This is a genomic window from Streptomyces sp. NPDC015032, assembly GCF_043080425.1.
Classification (GTDB): domain Bacteria; phylum Actinomycetota; class Actinomycetes; order Streptomycetales; family Streptomycetaceae; genus Streptomyces.
Genome location: NZ_JBIBVN010000027.1, coordinates 1 through 15,896, shown reverse-complemented (window position 1 = coordinate 15,896; position 15,896 = coordinate 1). Strand labels below are relative to the sequence as shown.

Below are 15,896 nucleotides of genomic sequence, written 5' to 3'. Positions count from 1 at the left end.
GACCGGGGCCGGTGCGGCGGATCGGGCCCGACCCCCGCATCCGGTCCACCGGGCGGACCCCGCACCGCCCGGTGGACCGGTGCCGCTCAGAGCCTGTCGGGTGACCTTCGGCCGCCCGATCAGAGGTCACCCGACAGGCTCTCAGGCCTGCGAGAGACTGCCCGCGTCGCGGCGGCGTATCCGGGCGTCGTCCCGCCGCGCGGTCCGCGCCGCCCGCCGTGCTCTGCGCCGCTCACGGCGCAACTGCCGCGCCGAACTGCTCGGCACGGACACCACGCCGTTGCGCTGATTCCAGACCTGCCGGGTGACCCAGACGTCCAGCACCGACCAGGTCGCGACCACTGTGCTGCCGACACCGCTCAGCGTCATCGGAAAGGCCAGCCAGGACCCCGCCAGTGTGCACAGGAACGCGACCAAGGCCTGGATGATCGTCAACGACATGATGAGCACGGCACGCACAGCCGCCGTGCGCACCGGGTCCGGCATCCGCCGCCGGGTCGCCGGCTCCTCGACCCAGAGCTGCCGGCGCTCCTGGCGTGGGATCTCCGCCCCGCCGGTCGCCGCCGAGGCCGTCGTCGCGAACGGTGCCGACGGCACCGGGCTCCGACGCTCTTTCGTATCCAAGGACCCTCAACTCCCCACCGCTGTCCGACCTCAGGGGTGTTGCCCGGCCTGCGCCGTGTCTACGCGGCGGACCGGAGCGTCTGCCCCGGGCGCCACCCGTGTTTCCCCTGCCCCGTACTGAGAGACGAGTGACCGGCTGTGAAGATTCCCTCGAACCGTCATCGAGCGAAGAATTCAAGCCAACCGCGCTGCCAGGCCGTGTGCTGCTCCGACAGGTCTCTTCTACCGCTTTCGCGAGTTTAATAGACCGGAATACCCGGACAACTCCTGATCGACAACAGGGAGTGCGGCTGAAAAACATCACGGACATCCCTTCGAGTTGCCTAGCCGTCAGTAGTAGGCTCACGCCGTTTGTTGACGGAACACGATCCCCGACACGTGGGGTCGGTCTGGGGGAGGCCATGCGCTTTCGCGGGAAGTCCATCCGCAGGAAGATCGTGGCCCTGCTGCTGGTGCCGCTCGTCTCCCTCACCGGACTCTGGGGTTTCGCCACCTTCCTGACGGGGCGCGAGGCGAGCCATCTGCTGAGTGCGAGCACCATCGTGGAGAAGGTGGGGCATCCTCTGGAGGACACCGTCCGCGCCATCCAGGACGAGCGCCGCCAGACCGTGGTCTTTCTCGCCGACCCCAGGGCCTCCAACGCCCTTCCCCTTCTGCAGCGCCAACGAGCGGCCACCGACCGTGTCGTCGCGGACGTCCAGGACAGCGCGCGGCAGAAGGACATTCGCGACGCGCTGAGGCCCGAGGACGAAACACAGCTGAACGCGGTCCTCCGTACGGTCGAGGGCCTTGACGCGCTCCGCGATTCGGTCGAGAAACGCACCATCGACCGTCTGAAGGCGATGGAGTTCTACGACCGTCTCATAGACCCCTGCTACCGCTTTCTGACCGGTCTTCGCACGATGGAGAACGTGTCGATGGACAAGCAGGTCCGTGCGCTGGCCGGTATCTCACGAGCCCGCGAAATGCTCTCCCGCGAAGATGCCCTGGTGGCCTCGGCGCTCGTGGCCGGCCGGCTCTCCGCCGCCGAGCTGCGGCAGATCTCCGACCTCGTCGCCAATCGGAAGCTGCTCTACGAGATAAACGGCGAGATGCTTCCCTCGTCGGAACGCCAACGCGTCGAGCAGTACTGGGCGAGCCCGGACAGCGAAGCACTGAGAACGGCGGAGAGCACGCTCATCAACGGCGGTCCCACCCAGGACCCGCGAGCGGTTGACGCCGAGCGCTGGCAGGAGATCGCCCCGCCCGTCCTGGACCGGCTGGCCAACGACTCCACCGAGATGAACAACCGCTTCCAGGACCGCGGCAAGCCCGCCGGCTACAGCGTCCTGATCAAGGCGGGTGTCGCGGGAGTCCTCGGCTTTCTGGCCCTGCTCGCCTCGGTGTTCGTCTCCGTACGCATCGGCCGTGAGCTCATCCGCGACCTCTCCCGGCTCCGCAAGGACGCCCACGAGGTCTCCGGAGTACGGCTGCCGAGCGTGATGCGCCGTCTCGCCGCCGGTGAACAGGTCGATGTCGAGACCGAGGCACCGCGCCTCCAGTACGAACGGGACGAGATCGGACAGGTCGGTCAGGCCCTCAACACCCTGCAGCGGGCGGCCGTCGAAGCCGCGGTCAAGCAGGCGGACATGCGGCGCGGGGTGTCCGAGGTCTTCGTCAACCTCGCCCGCCGCAACCAGGTGCTGCTGCACCGGCAGTTGACGCTCCTGGATGCCATGGAGCGCCGCACCGAGAACACCGATGAACTCGCGGACCTCTTCCGCCTCGACCACCTCACCACGCGCATGCGACGCCATGCCGAGGGCCTGGTGATCCTCTCCGGTGCCGCGCCGTCCCGTCAGTGGCGCAAGCCGATCCAGTTGATGGATGTGGTACGGGCAGCGGTCGCCGAGGTCGAGGACTACGAGCGGATCGAGGTCCGCAGGCTGCCCCGCTTCGGTGTGGGCGGCCCCGCCGTGGCCGACCTCACCCATCTGATCGCCGAACTCCTGGAGAACGCCACGGTGTTCTCGCCCCCGCATACCGCGGTGCAGGTGCTCGGCGAACGCGTCGCCAACGGGTTCACGCTGGAAATCCACGACCGGGGCCTCGGCATGGCCCCCGATGTCCTCCTCGACGCCAACCTGAGGCTTGCCGAGACCCCGGAGTTCGAGCTCTCCGACACCGACCGGCTCGGTCTCTTCGTGGTCAGCCGTCTCGCCCAGCGGCAGAACGTCCGGGTCTCCCTGCAGACCTCTCCGTACGGTGGCACGACCGCGGTCGTCTTCATTCCTGCGGCGCTCCTCACCGACGCACCGGACACGCACGGCACCGGATTCCGGCTCGACCGCCGTTCCGAGAAGGCGATCGGCGGCGGAAAGGCGGCCGGACAGCAACCGGGCGGCGACAAGGACCGACGGGACGGCGTCCCGGACCGCCGGGCCACCGGCAGGTCCCCCGGCCTGGCCCCCGTCCCCACCGCCCTCGTGGACCCGGCCCTCCTGGACGGCCCGGTGGAGCTCGAAGGGCCCGTGGAAGCGCTGGGCTTCGAGAACGACCCCGTACTCGATCCCCTGCTCGCCCCGCTGCTGGGCGGCGTGTCCGACATCGACGACACCGAGAGCGAACGCGGCGGCATCTTCCGCTCCCGCGACCTCCGGCGCGACGGCGACCGCGAACAGCACCAGCAGGCGTCCGACCCGGCGGGGCAGTCCGCGGCCGGTGTACGGGCGGGGCGCCCCGGCGGCCCGGTGCCGCTGCCCCGCCGCAAACCGCCGATCCTGGTCACCGACAACGGCCGTCGGGTCGACGAGGCGGGCCGAGCCCACCCCACGGCCGCCGAGCACGACCCCGCTTCCGGCCCCGACGATTCCGACCGTGACGCCGGGCCCAGGCCGCCGACCGTCGGCCCGTGGCCCGCTGCCGCCGACACCGGCAGGCCCTCCGAGCCCCAGCACCCCGTCGACCCCCGGCAGCCCCACGACGTCCGGAAAACCACCGGCGCTGCCGCACCCACCGGACCCGCACCGGCAGGGCCCGACGCGCCGGTCGAACCCGCGCCCCCGGCAGCCCCGGGCGCGGTTCCCGAGACGGTGGGCGGACTGCCCCGGCGCATCAGGCAGGCAAGCCTCGCCCCGCAGCTTCGTGAAGTCTCCGGCGGCCGCGATGCGGAGCCGGCCCGTACGGAACCGGACCAGGACTTCGAACGCGATGCGGACGAGGTGCGCAGCCGCATGGCTTCGCTCCAGCGTGGCTGGCAGCGCGGCCGGAGGCAGAACGCCGAGGACGTGACCGGTCCCGGTGACACAGCACAAGGAACCACTCCGGGAGGGGACGGTCGATGACCGCACCGAACGCCGCAGCAACCAACACCGCACGCCAGGGCTCCGGCCAGTTGAACTGGCTCCTCGACGAACTCGTCGAGCGCGTCGCCAGCATCCACAAGGCGCTGGTGCTTTCCAGCGACGGCCTCGCCACCGGCACGTCCAAGGACCTGACCCGCGAGGACAGCGAACATCTGGCGGCCGTCGCCTCCGGATTCCACAGCCTCGCCAAGGGAGTGGGGCGCCACTTCGACGCGGGCAGGGTGCGCCAGACCGTCGTCGAACTGGACGAGGCGTTCCTCTTCGTCACAGCGGCCGGTGACGGCAGCTGTCTCGCCGTGCTGGCCGATGCCGACTCCGACGTCGGCCAGGTGGCGTACGAGATGACCCTGATGGTCAAACGCGTCGGCGCCCACCTGGCCAACACTCCCCGGACGACCGGTCTGTCCGCCGGGGGGTGAGTGGACGGCATGAGCGCTGACTCCTCCAGATCTCCGGCCACGCCCACGGACCCGCAGGCATCACGCTGGTACGACGCCGATGCGGGACCCGTGGTCCGTCCGTACGCGATGACCCGGGGCCGCACCAGCAGCGCCTCCCGTCATCGCCTCGACCTGATCGCGGTCGTCGTCCCCGAACCCGCGGCCGATGACCCCGGCCGGGACCAGACGCTCTCCCCGGAACATGTGGAGATCGTCGAACTCTGCAGCGACATGCCCCAGTCGATCGCCGAGCTGTCGGCCGGCCTGGACCTCCCCGTAGGGGTGGTCCGGGTACTGGTCGGGGATCTCGTCGAGGACGAGCTGGTGCACGTGACCCGTCCCGTTCCGCCGGCGGAGCTGCCGGACGTGAACATTCTTCGCGAGGTGATCAATGGCCTTCGGGCGCTCTAGCCGCAACAGGCGGCCCGTGGAGCCCGTTACCCTGAAAATCCTGGTGGCGGGCGGCTTCGGAGTGGGCAAGACGACCATGGTCGGCGCGGTCAGCGAGATCAGGCCGCTGCGTACGGAGGAGAGACTCAGCGAGGCGGGCCGCCCGGTGGACGACCTGGCCGGTGTGGAGGCGAAGACCACCACCACCGTGGCCATGGACTTCGGCCGGATCACCCTCCGCGAGGACCTGGTGCTGTACCTGTTCGGCACTCCGGGGCAGGACCGCTTCTGGTTCCTGTGGGACGAGCTGGCCCAGGGCGCGCTGGGCGCGGTCGTGCTCGCGGACACCCGGCGGCTTCAGGACTGCTTCGCGGCGGTCGACTACTTCGAGCGGCGCAAGATTCCCTTCACCGTCGCCGTCAACTGTTTCGAGGGAGCGGACAAGTTCGCCACCGAGACGGTGCAGGCGGCGCTGGACCTCGATCCCGAGGTGCCGGTCCTGATGTGCGACGCGCGCGACCGATCCTCCGCGCGGGACGTGCTGGTGACGGTCGTCGAGCATGCGGTCGCCCGCGTGGAGCGCCCCCGCGAACCCGCCACGACGTAGCGGCCCGTACGGCGAGCACAGCACGGGCAACGCGGCCCGCACCCCCGCCGACCGGGGTACGGGCCGCGCGTTGTTGCCCTGGCGCAGGGATTTTGCACCCGGCGTGAGGGTCCGCCGAGGCTGCCGGCAGGAGCCTTCAGCGGTGGTCGGCGAGCCACTTGGCCGCGATCTCCGCCAGTTCCCGGTCGCGGCCCGCCAGCATCATCCGGATCATCTGTACGTCGCCCCGCAGCGACCAGGCCGGATGTCCGAAGGTGGCCGGATTGTTCTTCTCGATGAGGAAGTGCGCGGGCCAGGCGGTCCCGTACCCGATCAGGGGCAGGGCGGCCGCGTACCTCTTGCGGCCGCGGGCCAGGCCGTACGCGGTGATCGCGAGGCCGGTGAGGGTGCCCGTCAGATGGACCCAGCGGGTCGCGGCCCGGGAGTGCATCGCGACGTAGTAGGGCCAGAACTCTTCGTAGGAATCGAACGTCTGCTGTGGCATACGGGCACCGTAACGGCTGGGATGGCAACCGGAAACGGTCGGTTCGCAGCCAGGACGAGGAGTGGGCGGCCGGGACCCACGGGGGTGCTCCCGGCCGCTCCTTCTCCGCACGCGTGTCAGTGCCCCGCGACGGACCTTCTGGCCACCGGGAAGTCGAAGAAGGTGTCCGGGAACAGCTCGGGCTTGAACGTGTAGTGCCACCATTCCTCGGCCAGATTCACAAAGCCGGCGTCGGTGAGCGTCTTCCTCAGGAACTGCCGATTGGCGCGCTGAACTCCCTGGATACGCGGATCATCCGTGTGGGAGAGCGTGTCGAAGCAGTCGAATCCCGTGCCCATGTCCACCGAGTTGTCCGGGAAGCGGTCGGGCCGGGGCGCGTAGCAGGGCACCTGCTGCCCACCCGGCGGGTACGGTCCGGCCGGCGTGGCCGGCAGTTTCACCAGCGTCAGATCCACCGTGCTGCCGCGGCTGTGTCCGGACTTCTCCGCGATGTAACCGTCGGCGAACAGACGTGTCTTGTCGACGCGCGGATAGAACTCGCCCTTCATGGTCTCGTCGTGGAGATCCTTCGCCCACCGTACGAAGTGGTCGACTGCCCGCTGCGGCCGGTAGCAGTCGTACACCTTCAGTGAGTAGCCCTGTTTCAGCAGCCGGGTCTGCGTGCGGTGCAGGGCCAGGGCCGCGGGCCGGGTCAGGATGCAGAGCGGCTGACGGTAGCCGTCCACCGGCACACCCATGAAGTTGTGCGCGGTGGGATAGCGCATCTCCTGGATGATCGTCGGATCCACCGAGCGCAGCGCGACGAACTCCTCGGGGGCCTTCGGCTCGGGTCTCGCCTGCGCCATGGGGGCGGTGGCGGCGACGGCGAGCAGGGCGGCGGCCGCAGTGGCCAGGGCGCGGAAGGCCGAAGCAAAGACTGTCATGAGCACATAATCCAGCAGAGCGGTGCGCCCGGTGGGCGATCGGATACAGTCCGCGCGTGTCCGCCCCCATGAGCAACCCCGAGAAGCCGGCCAAGGGCTCCCACTGCGGCAGCTGCGGAGCACCGTTCGCCGTTTCGGCGACCTCCGCCGCCCGGCCCCGCACCTGTGCCGCCTGCGGAGACACGGCCTACCACAACCCGCTGCCGGTCGCCGTGGCGCTGCTCCCCGCCACCGACCGGGAGGGCACCGGCCTCGTCGTCATCACCCGCACCATCCCGCCCCACCGCGGCGGCCTCGCGCTCCCCGGCGGCTTCATCGACCACGACGAGGACTGGAAACACGCCGTCGTACGTGAACTGCGCGAGGAGACCGGCATCGAAGCCGGCGAAGAGGACGTACGCCTGGCCGACGCCCTCAGAGCCTGTCGGGTGACCTCTGATCGGGCGGCCACGCCCTGGCACGCACGCTTCCCGCGTTGCCGAAATGCCCAAGTAGCTCCTTCCCCAAGCTCTCAGCTTCGTTCGAGCAGGGGAGACCCCATCCCAAGCTCTCGGCTTCGTTCGAGCAGGGGAGACCCCATCCGAGGACATCCCGGCGCCTTGGAATCGCACGCACCAGACCGCGTCCGCTACCCGATCGAAGATCACCCGACAGGCTCTCAGCGCCCCGGACGGTCACCTGCTCCTCTTCGGCCTGCTCCCGGAACGCCCCGCCGACAGCCTCCCGCCCTCCGCGCCCACCGACGAGACCTCCGGCTTCCACCTGCTCCGCACACCCACCGAGCTCGCCTTCCCCCTGCACACCCGGGCCGTACGCACATGGTTCGACGGCGGCTACTGCTGACCGGCCCGGGGGCACTTCCGGAACGCCGCGCCCGGCCTCACAGCCCGCGCACGCGCACCGGACCGCTCACCGGCCCCTCCACACCCTCCCGCTCCACCACAACCTCCCCGTCCACCAGCCGCGACGTATACCGCTCGACCTCCGCCCGCTCCCAGCCGTCACCCGCGTCCCGGACCACCAGGCCACCACCACTGCGCCCCGCGGCCGGAGCCCACACCTCCAGCTCCACACCACCGTCCGCGCCCCGCACGGGCAGCACCGAACCCGCCCGGGCCAGCACCGGAACCCGCGACAACGGAGCATCGAGCAACACCTGACCGGGCCCCTCGTACACCTCACCCGTCGCCGTGTCGTACCAACGCCCCCGCGGCAGCCGCACCGCCCGGCGGTCCGCGCCACGCTCCAGCACAGGCGCCACCAGCAGGGCGTCACCCAACAGGAACGCGTCCTCGCACTCCCGCAGCGACCGCTCACCGGGCGCGCCCCACCAGAGCGGTCGCACATACGGCGCCCCGGTCAGCCCGGCCAGCTGCGCCAGCGTCACGAAGTAGGGGTGGAGCCGCTCCCGCTCCTGCAATGCGGCCCGCGCGTGCTCCAGCACCCACGGCCCGAACTCCCACGGCTCCCGCCGCCCCGCGCCGATCGCCCCGTGGGTGCGGAACAAGGGCAGGTACGCACCCAGCTGGAACCACCGCAGATACAGCTCCGGCGACGGCTCCCCGTCGAACCCGCCCACATCCGGACCCGAATACGGAACCCCGCACAGCCCCAGCCCCAGCACCAGCGCCAGCGAGGCCCGCAGTCCGGGCCAGCCGGTCTCCACATCTCCGGACCAGGTCCCCCCGTACCGCTGCATCCCCGCCCAGCCGGAACGCGAGAACAGAAAGGGACGCGTCTGCGGCCGCAGCCGACGGAGACCTTCGTATCCGGCACGCGCCATCGCGAGCCCGTACACATTGTGGGCCTCGCGGTGATCACCCCCGCGGCCCTCCAGACAGTGCCGCGCCGACCGCGGCAGCGTCGGATCCCCGAACGCCGCGAACGACACCGGCTCGTTCATGTCGTGCCACACACCGGAGAACCCCTGCGCGCACCGCTCCTCGTACAAACCGCCCCACCACTCCCGCACCCGCGGATCGGTGAAGTCCGGATACACGCACTCACCCGGCCACATCTCCCCGCGCACCACCCGTCCGCGCGCGTCCCGGACGAACGCCCCACGGCTCCCGACCGCCGCACCTGTGTCGAACACCGCATATCCGGGCTCTGCCTTCACCGCAGGATCGACGATCGACACCAGCCGCACCCCGTCCTCCCGCAACTCCTTCGCCAGCCCCGGAAGATCGGGAAAGCGCTCGCGGTCGACCGTGAACACCCGGTGCGCGTCGTAGTGGTCGATGTCCAGATGCAGCACGGACAGGGGCAGCCCCCGCTCCCGGTACCCGGCGACGACCCGGCGCACCTCCCGCTCGCTCCCGACCCCCCAACGGGCATGCTGCGGACCCAGCGCCCAGGACGGCGGCAGCGCGGGCGCACCCGTCAGCGTCGTCCAGCTCTGCAACACGCGGGCCGGCGTACCGGCCGTCACCCAGCAGCGCAGCGGCCCCCCGTCCATCCGCACCTCGCACATTCCCGGACGGTCATGGCCGGATCCCGCGCCCTCCTCGCCCTCGCGCAGCGTCACCTGTCCCGACCAGGAATTGTCGTGGAACAGCAGATGCGTCCCCGCGTCGGAGACCACCAGCTGCACCGGCATCGTCAAGTACAGCGGATCGTCATCGGGCCCGAAGCGCCCACCGGGATCGGTGTTCCACAGCCGGTACACACCGTCCCGCAGCCGCGGCCCGGACGCCCGCCCACCGAGCCCGAAGAACCGGGCATCCGCCGGTACCTCGGACCGCTGAACCCATCGTGCGGTACCGCCCGCGACCGGCTCCCACCAGCGCGGCGGCAGCTCGCGCCGGAGCACCACGCCACCCGGTGTACGCAGCTCCACGGCCCCGTGCCGCGACACCGCGACGGTCAGCCGCTCCGAGACGACCTGCCAGCCGCCGTCCTTGTCCGGCTCCAGCCCGGCCCGCGGATCCGCCTGCGGAGCCGCGCCGGGCAACGCGTACGACGGCAACGGGTCCGCCCCGTCCCAGCCCCAGAACACCGCCCCGCCCACCGCCACCCGGATCCTCAACTCCGAACGCGCGAACCGCACCACACCCCCGCCCGGCCCCGGCTCGGCCCCCACCACAAGGCCCGGCACTCTCGCCCGCTCCGCACCGCGCCGGGGCAGCGCCCGCGCATCCGCATTTCGGCGCCGCCAGGAGGAGCGCACCGTGCGCAGCCCCCGCACCGAACCGACCATCTTCACCGAGCGCACCAGGTCACGACCGTTCATGCTGCTCACCCTGCCACCCGACAGGGCGGGTGCGGGCACCGTTCAACTTCCGTTCACCCGTGGCCGGACCACATGGCCGGACACGCGACCATGGCTGACGAACCCTGGTGCGAAAGACGATCACATGGCATCGTCCGTAAAAGCCGCCTCATGCGTACACCCCAGCACGTGTGCGCGCGACCCACACCCATCCCGCGTACCCGTACAGTCAGGGAGCCGCCATGACCGCAGCAGCCAACGACGCCCCCCTCTGGCAGCCCGGCCCCGACCGCATCGCGGCCGCCGCCGTCACCCGCTTCCAGAACTGGGCGGCCGAGCGCTACGGGGCACCGGCCGAAGGCGGCTACCAGGCGCTGCACCGCTGGTCGGTCGACGAGCTCGACACCTTCTGGCGGGCCGTCGCCGACTGGTTCGACGTACGGTTCTCCACCCCGTACGAATCCGTCATCGGCGACCGCACCATGCCCGGCGCCCAGTGGTTTCCCGGCGCCACCCTCAACTACGCCGAACACGCCCTGCGCACCGCCGAGGACCCCCTGCGCGCCGACGCCCCCGCCCTGATCCACGTCGACGAGACCCACACCCAGGTCCCCATCTCCTGGACCGAACTCCGCCGACGGGTCGGATCGCTCGCCGCCGAACTCCGCGCCCTCGGCGTCACACCGGGCGACCGCGTCAGCGCCTACGTCCCCAACATCCCCCAGGCGGTCGTCGCCTTCCTCGCCACCGCGGCCGTCGGCGGCGTCTGGACCTCCTGCGCCCCCGACTTCGGCGCCCGCAGCGTTCTCGACCGCTTCCAGCAGGTCGAACCCGTCGTCCTCTTCGCCGTCGACGGCTACCGCTACGGCGGCAAGGAACACGACCGAGCCGACACGGTCGCCGAGCTGCGCCGCGAACTCCCCACCCTGCGCGCCGTCGTCCACATCCCGCTGCTGGGCACCGAGGCACCGGAGGGCGCCCTGGAGTGGTCCGCCCTCACGGCGACGGACACCGAGCCCGTCTTCGAACAGGTCCCCTTCGACCATCCCCTGTGGGTGCTCTACTCCTCCGGCACCACCGGACTTCCCAAGGCGATCGTCCAGTCCCAGGGCGGCATCCTGCTGGAACACCTCAAGCAGGTCGGACTCCACTGCGACCTCGGCCCCGACGACCGCTTCTTCTGGTACACCTCCACCGGCTGGATGATGTGGAACTTCCTCGTCTCCGGTCTGCTGACCGGCACGACACTCGTGCTGTACGACGGAAGCCCCGGCTACCCGGACATCAGCGCCCAATGGCGCGTCGCCGAACAGACCGGAGCAACCCTCTTCGGTACCTCCGCCGCCTATGTCATGGCCTGTCGCAAGGCCGGCGTCCACCCGGGCCGCGACTTCGACCTCTCCCGGGTCCAGTGCGTCGCCACCACCGGCTCCCCGCTCCCGCCCGACGGATTCCGCTGGCTCCACGACGAGGTGGACGACAACCTGTGGATCGCCTCCGTCAGCGGCGGCACCGACGTCTGCAGCTGCTTCGCCGGCGCGGTCCCCACCCTCCCCGTGCACATCGGCGAGCTCCAGGCCCCGTGCCTCGGCACGGACCTCCAGTCCTGGGATCCCGCGGGCAAGCCGCTCATCGGCGAGGTCGGCGAGCTCGTCGTCGCCGCACCCCTGCCCTCCATGCCGATCCGATTCTGGAACGACCCCGACGGCAGCCGCTACCACGACAGCTACTTCGACATGTATCCCGGAGTCTGGCGTCACGGCGACTGGATCACCATCACCGAACACGGCTCCGTCGTCATCCACGGACGCTCCGACTCCACCCTCAACCGCCAGGGTGTACGGATGGGCTCCGCGGACATCTACGAAGCCGTCGAACGGCTCCCCGAAATCCGCGAGTCCCTCGTCATCGGCCTCGAGGAACCCGACGGCGGGTACTGGATGCCGCTCTTCGTCCACCTCGCCGACGGCGCCGCGCTCGACGACGACCTGCGCGACAGCATCAAGCAGACCATCCGTGCGAACCTCTCCCCGCGCCATGTCCCGGACGAGATCATCGAGGTGCCCGGCATTCCGCACACCCTCACCGGCAAGCGCATCGAGGTTCCGGTCAAACGCCTCCTGCAAGGCACAGCCCTGGCCAAGGCGGTCAATCCCGGCTCGATCGACAACGTCGAACTCCTCCACTTCTACGAGGACCTCGCCCGCAAGCGGCACTGACCAACCGCACTGTCAGCGCCTCTGATTACTCTGAGTGAGCAATGTTCGACAGCGCACTGGGGGAATCATGGCGCACGCCAGGAACACCAAGCAGGACAAGGCCGCCGGGACCGACGGGCCCGGGCGGTCCCGGGCATCCATGCGACGCACACTGCGCCGCGAAGCACCCAGCACCATCGGCCTCCTGGCCGATGAGCAGGACTTCGCGGCGATGCAGCGCTACCGCACCTTCACATTCGACGACCACACCGTCTATCTAAAGCAGGTCGAGGGCCTGCTGAAGGCCCTTGCCGCACAGGGCATGCACGCCACGGTCGCCCTCTTCGACCCCGAGGAGTACGCGGAGTTCTGCACCGAATCCGGAATTGCTCCCGACACCCCTGCCAGTCGCAGCCGCTTCACCGCCGAAATCGCCTCGGTCGGTGCCACCGTCACGTACACCGGGCAACCCATCGACGCACTGATCCCACTCCTGGTCAGCCGAGCCGTCCGCCGGGCCACCTGGGAATACGCCACGATGACACTGGCCGGCTTCGGAGCCTGCGCCGACTGCGGACAGGACATCGGCCACGCCGCCTTCGACCGAGCCTCCCATCTCCTGCTGCGCATGCTGGAGACGGCCGGTCCCGGCACCCATCATCTCGTCTGCAGCACTCCCACCGAGACCGAGCACCTGCTCGCCGTCCTGCACACCGAGCGCGACACCACGGGGCCCGCCCGCCTCGAAACAGCGGAAGGAGCCGAGTTCGTGACGGTGCTCGCCGTCGGCATCGCCCTCGAAAAGTCCGTGGGAGTCGTACTCCGTACGAGCAGCCCCGGAACCCAGGACCGGGTCCACGGCTGGCGGCTGGCCCGCGGCATCCTGGTCCCGCTCACCGCCGGCGAGGTCTTCAGCGCCTACTGCACCGACGCCGACACCGGCGAACCCGTCGCCCCGGAGTCACACGTGGAGTACTGCGCGGGCTTCGACATCGGGGCGGACGAGCCGGAGACGCACCACTGACAGGCCGAAGGGGCTCCCCGCCACCATCGGCAGGGAGCCCCTTCGTCACAGAAGCCGCGGTGCTACTCGCCCGACAGCACGGCCTGAGCCGCCACCCGCGCCTCTTCGGCGGAGTCAGCCGCCCGTGCGGCAGCAGCGGCACGCTCGCACTGCGCGAGCGTGTACTTCGCCAGTGTCGCGCGGACATAAGGAATGGACGCGGCACCCATCGACAGCGACGTCACACCCAGCCCCGTCAGGACACAGGCGAGCAGCGGATCGGAGGCGGCTTCACCACAGACACCACAACTCTTGCCCTCGGCCCCGGCCGCCTCCGCCGACAGTGCGACCAGATCGAGCAGCGCAGGCTGCCAGGGGTCCTGCAGCCGCGACACCGCACCCACCTGACGGTCGGCGGCAAAGGTGTACTGCGCCAGGTCGTTGGTACCCAGCGAGAGGAACTCGACCTCCTGCAGGATCGAGCGCGCCCGCAATGCGGCTGACGGAATCTCCACCATCGCGCCGAACTTCGCCGTCAGCCCGGCCTCACGGCAGGCATCAGCGAAGGCCTTCGCGTCCGCCCGGTCGGCCACCATCGGGGCCATGACCTCAAGATGGACAGGCAGCCCCTCGGCCGCCTTCGCCAGCGCGGTCAGCTGGGTCCGCAGCACCTCGGGGTGATCCAGCAGGCTCCGCAGCCCCCGCACACCCAGGGCCGGGTTGGGCTCGTCCGACGGCGTCAGGAATTCGAGCGGCTTGTCGGCACCGGCATCGAGCACCCGCACCACGACACGCCCCTCGGGGAACGCCTCGAGCACCACCCGGTACGCCGCGATCTGCTTCTCCTCGGACGGTGCCTGCTTGCTGTCGTCCAGGAACAGGAACTCGGTACGGAAGAGCCCCACACCCTCCGCACCGGCCTCGACGGCAGCGGGTACATCGCCCGGCCCACCCACATTGGCGAGCAGCGGGACCTTGTGACCGTCGGAGGTCGCCCCAGGGCCGGTCGAAGCGGACAGTGCGGCCTTGCGAGCGGCAGAGGCGCTCTCCAGCTCCGCGCGCTTCTCGTCGCTGGGCTCGACGAAGATCTCACCGGTGCTGCCGTCCACCGCGACGACTGTGCCCTCGGCCAGCTCACCGGCCCCGGGAAGCGCCACCACGGCAGGCACACCGAGTGCCCGCGCCAGAATCGCGCTGTGGCTGGTGGGCCCGCCCTCCTCAGTCACGAAGCCGAGCACCAGAGCGGGGTCGAGCAGCGCCGTGTCGGCGGGCGCCAGGTCCCTGGCGATCAGCACGTAGGGCTCGTCGCTGTCCGGCACGCCGGGCATCGGTACACCGAGCAGACGAGCCACGATCCGGTTGCGGACGTCGTCGAGGTCGGCGACCCGCCCCGCGAGGTACTCACCGGCGTTGGCCAGCAGCGCCCGATAGGCGGCGAACGCGTCGTAGACGCCGCGTTCGGCGGTGCTGCCGACGGCGATGCGCCGCTCCACATCAGCGATCAGCTCGGGGTCCTGCGCCATCATGGCCTGAGCCTCGAGCACATGCTGAGCCTCGCCACCGGCAAGGTTGCCGCGTGCGATCAGATCGGCCGCCACCGCTTCCACAGCCTGGCGAGCGCGCCCCTGTTCGCGCTCCGCCTCCTCGGCCGGGATCTGCTTGGCCGGCGGTTCGAGCACCGCCGTACCCATATGACGCACCTCGCCGATCGCCACGCCGTGGCTCACACCGACGCCTCGCAGCGTTGTCTCCATTTCACCCGTCCCCGGTTGTGCGGCGGTCCGTGCCTCCGCGGTGGATATCCAGTCGGCCGTCATCGCGCCGAGTCCGTCACTGCCAGCCGAACAACGTGTCGCCGATCTTGACGTCGCCGTCCTCGCGGACATCGGAGAGGGAGTCAGCAGTGGCCTCCAGCGCGACGATCGGGCACACGGGCGACTTGCCGGCCGCCTCGACGCCCGCGGGGTCCCACCGCACGATCCCCTGACCGCGGGTGACCGTGTCCCCCTTGTTCACGAGCAGTTCGAAGCCCTCGCCATTGAGCTGAACGGTGTCGATGCCGAGGTGGACGAGCACTCCGTGCCCGTGCCCGTCGACGACGACGAACGCGTGCGGGTGCAGGGAGACAACGATGCCGTCGACCGGCGACACTGCCTCGGACGGCTCGCGCACGGGATCGACGGCGGTTCCAGGACCGACCATCGCGCCGGAGAAGACCGGGTCCGGCACGGCGGCGAGCCCGATGGCACGTCCGGCAAGGGGGGACGTCACAGTGGTCATGGGGAACCTCCCAGGGGTGGAGCTCGAATGGCGCCGTCACGGCTTGCAGACGACGGCGTGCTGTTCAGCAGACTAAGTCATAAGAAGTTCCGGTTCTGCCCGAGTCCTGGCGGTTCGCGACCCCGGAAGAGCACCGGAAACGATTTGCCTCGACTCTCGGCTGCCTGTACTGTCGTACCCCTGCCTTGCCTCAGCACGACTTCATGTCGAGGGCTGGCAGCGACTTTTAAGCCCTGACCCTAACCCGGATCGGCACCTGCATGCCTGCAGGAGGTTGGTCAAGGGAAATGAAAAGGACTGATAGAGTCGGACTCGCCGGAAAGGGAAACGCGAAAGCGAAGAACTGGAAAGCAGCCCCGCTTCGACCGGGAATCGGACACGAAAGAGTCTGA

General features: G+C 70.1%; 12 protein-coding genes and 2 pseudogenes. 8 read left to right on the top strand and 6 right to left on the bottom strand.

The window, feature by feature from the left end; translation table 11 throughout:
- Positions 1-141: 141 nt before the first annotated feature.
- Entirely contained in the window at positions 142-624 is a 483-nt protein-coding gene (locus tag ACF08M_RS29505; protein WP_392188303.1) for a hypothetical protein, read from the bottom strand.
- Positions 625-1,025: 401 nt separating this feature from the next.
- Here ACF08M_RS29505 and ACF08M_RS29500 point away from each other — a divergent pair, with 401 nt between their 5' ends.
- Genes ACF08M_RS29500 through ACF08M_RS29485 form a run of 4 tightly spaced genes read left to right on the top strand, consistent with a single transcriptional unit; the run spans position 1,026 to position 5,405 of the window.
- Entirely contained in the window at positions 1,026-3,947 is a 2,922-nt protein-coding gene (locus tag ACF08M_RS29500) for a nitrate- and nitrite sensing domain-containing protein (protein WP_392188302.1), read from the top strand.
- Positions 3,944-4,387: a roadblock/LC7 domain-containing protein gene (locus ACF08M_RS29495; RefSeq protein WP_392188301.1), complete on the top strand. Its 444-nt coding sequence runs from the start codon at positions 3,944-3,946 to the stop codon at positions 4,385-4,387. The genes ACF08M_RS29500 and ACF08M_RS29495 overlap by 4 nt, the downstream gene beginning before the upstream one ends.
- A gap of 9 nt (positions 4,388-4,396) precedes the next feature.
- Positions 4,397-4,819, top strand: coding sequence for a DUF742 domain-containing protein (locus ACF08M_RS29490; RefSeq protein ID WP_392188300.1), 423 nt, complete (start codon positions 4,397-4,399; stop codon positions 4,817-4,819).
- A complete protein-coding gene (locus ACF08M_RS29485) occupies positions 4,800-5,405 on the top strand; it encodes an ATP/GTP-binding protein (RefSeq protein WP_392188299.1) in 606 nt (201 codons plus the stop codon). Before ACF08M_RS29490 ends, ACF08M_RS29485 begins: the two co-directional genes overlap by 20 nt.
- A 136-nt stretch (positions 5,406-5,541) precedes the next feature.
- Here the strand turns inward: ACF08M_RS29485 and ACF08M_RS29480 are convergent, their stop codons facing one another.
- Complete coding sequence (locus ACF08M_RS29480) at positions 5,542-5,889, bottom strand: Mpo1-like protein (RefSeq protein ID WP_392188298.1); 348 nt, start codon at positions 5,887-5,889, stop codon at positions 5,542-5,544.
- Positions 5,890-6,005: 116 nt separating this feature from the next.
- A complete protein-coding gene (locus tag ACF08M_RS29475; protein ID WP_392188297.1) occupies positions 6,006-6,812 on the bottom strand; it encodes a M15 family metallopeptidase in 807 nt (268 codons plus the stop codon).
- Between the two features lie 68 nt (positions 6,813-6,880).
- Between ACF08M_RS29475 and ACF08M_RS29470 the strand changes: the two are divergent.
- Both ACF08M_RS29470 and ACF08M_RS29465 read left to right on the top strand, forming a co-directional pair.
- Positions 6,881-7,222: pseudogene (locus tag ACF08M_RS29470) on the top strand (NUDIX domain-containing protein); the annotation flags it as partial.
- A gap of 244 nt (positions 7,223-7,466) precedes the next feature.
- Positions 7,467-7,655, top strand: a pseudogene (locus tag ACF08M_RS29465) (NUDIX hydrolase); the annotation flags it as partial.
- A gap of 37 nt (positions 7,656-7,692) precedes the next feature.
- On the opposite strand, the gene ACF08M_RS29460 reads toward ACF08M_RS29465, so the two are convergent.
- On the bottom strand, positions 7,693-10,044 hold the full coding sequence (locus tag ACF08M_RS29460; protein ID WP_392188296.1) for a glycoside hydrolase family 31 protein: 2,352 nt from the start codon (positions 10,042-10,044) through the stop codon (positions 7,693-7,695).
- 221 nt (positions 10,045-10,265) lie between these two features.
- Between ACF08M_RS29460 and ACF08M_RS29455 the strand changes: the two genes are divergently transcribed.
- Positions 10,266-12,242 carry an acetoacetate--CoA ligase gene (locus ACF08M_RS29455; protein ID WP_392188295.1) on the top strand — a complete coding sequence of 659 codons (1,977 nt, stop codon included), beginning with the start codon at positions 10,266-10,268 and terminating at the stop codon, positions 12,240-12,242.
- A 67-nt stretch (positions 12,243-12,309) separates the two neighbouring features.
- Positions 12,310-13,245, top strand: a complete 936-nt coding sequence (locus tag ACF08M_RS29450; protein WP_392188294.1) for a hypothetical protein — start codon at positions 12,310-12,312, stop codon at positions 13,243-13,245.
- A 62-nt stretch (positions 13,246-13,307) separates the two neighbouring features.
- On the opposite strand, the gene ptsP is transcribed toward ACF08M_RS29450, so the two are convergent.
- Both ptsP and ACF08M_RS29440 read right to left on the bottom strand, forming a co-directional pair.
- Positions 13,308-14,978: a phosphoenolpyruvate--protein phosphotransferase gene (gene ptsP, locus ACF08M_RS29445; protein WP_392188293.1), complete on the bottom strand. Its 1,671-nt coding sequence runs from the start codon at positions 14,976-14,978 to the stop codon at positions 13,308-13,310.
- A 76-nt stretch (positions 14,979-15,054) separates the two neighbouring features.
- The gene (locus tag ACF08M_RS29440) at positions 15,055-15,504 is read right to left on the bottom strand and encodes a PTS glucose transporter subunit IIA (RefSeq protein WP_392188292.1); all 450 of its coding nucleotides are present in this window, start codon (positions 15,502-15,504) and stop codon (positions 15,055-15,057) included.
- Positions 15,505-15,896: the final 392 nt, after the last annotated feature.

Bases quoted from the DNA above. Each gene is read 5' to 3' on its own strand.
- ACF08M_RS29500 (WP_392188302.1), top strand. From the start codon at position 1,026: ATGCGCTTTCGCGGGAAGTCCATCCGCAGGAAGATCGTGGCCCTGCTG.
- ACF08M_RS29495 (WP_392188301.1), top strand. From the start codon at position 3,944: ATGACCGCACCGAACGCCGCAGCAACCAACACCGCACGCCAGGGCTCC.
- ACF08M_RS29490 (WP_392188300.1), top strand. From the start codon at position 4,397: ATGAGCGCTGACTCCTCCAGATCTCCGGCCACGCCCACGGACCCGCAG.
- ACF08M_RS29485 (WP_392188299.1), top strand. From the start codon at position 4,800: ATGGCCTTCGGGCGCTCTAGCCGCAACAGGCGGCCCGTGGAGCCCGTT.
- ACF08M_RS29480 (WP_392188298.1), bottom strand. From the start codon at position 5,889: ATGCCACAGCAGACGTTCGATTCCTACGAAGAGTTCTGGCCCTACTAC.
- ACF08M_RS29475 (WP_392188297.1), bottom strand. From the start codon at position 6,812: ATGACAGTCTTTGCTTCGGCCTTCCGCGCCCTGGCCACTGCGGCCGCC.
- ACF08M_RS29460 (WP_392188296.1), bottom strand. From the start codon at position 10,044: ATGAACGGTCGTGACCTGGTGCGCTCGGTGAAGATGGTCGGTTCGGTG.
- ACF08M_RS29455 (WP_392188295.1), top strand. From the start codon at position 10,266: ATGACCGCAGCAGCCAACGACGCCCCCCTCTGGCAGCCCGGCCCCGAC.
- ACF08M_RS29450 (WP_392188294.1), top strand. From the start codon at position 12,310: ATGGCGCACGCCAGGAACACCAAGCAGGACAAGGCCGCCGGGACCGAC.
- ptsP (WP_392188293.1), bottom strand. From the start codon at position 14,978: ATGGAGACAACGCTGCGAGGCGTCGGTGTGAGCCACGGCGTGGCGATC.
- ACF08M_RS29440 (WP_392188292.1), bottom strand. From the start codon at position 15,504: ATGACCACTGTGACGTCCCCCCTTGCCGGACGTGCCATCGGGCTCGCC.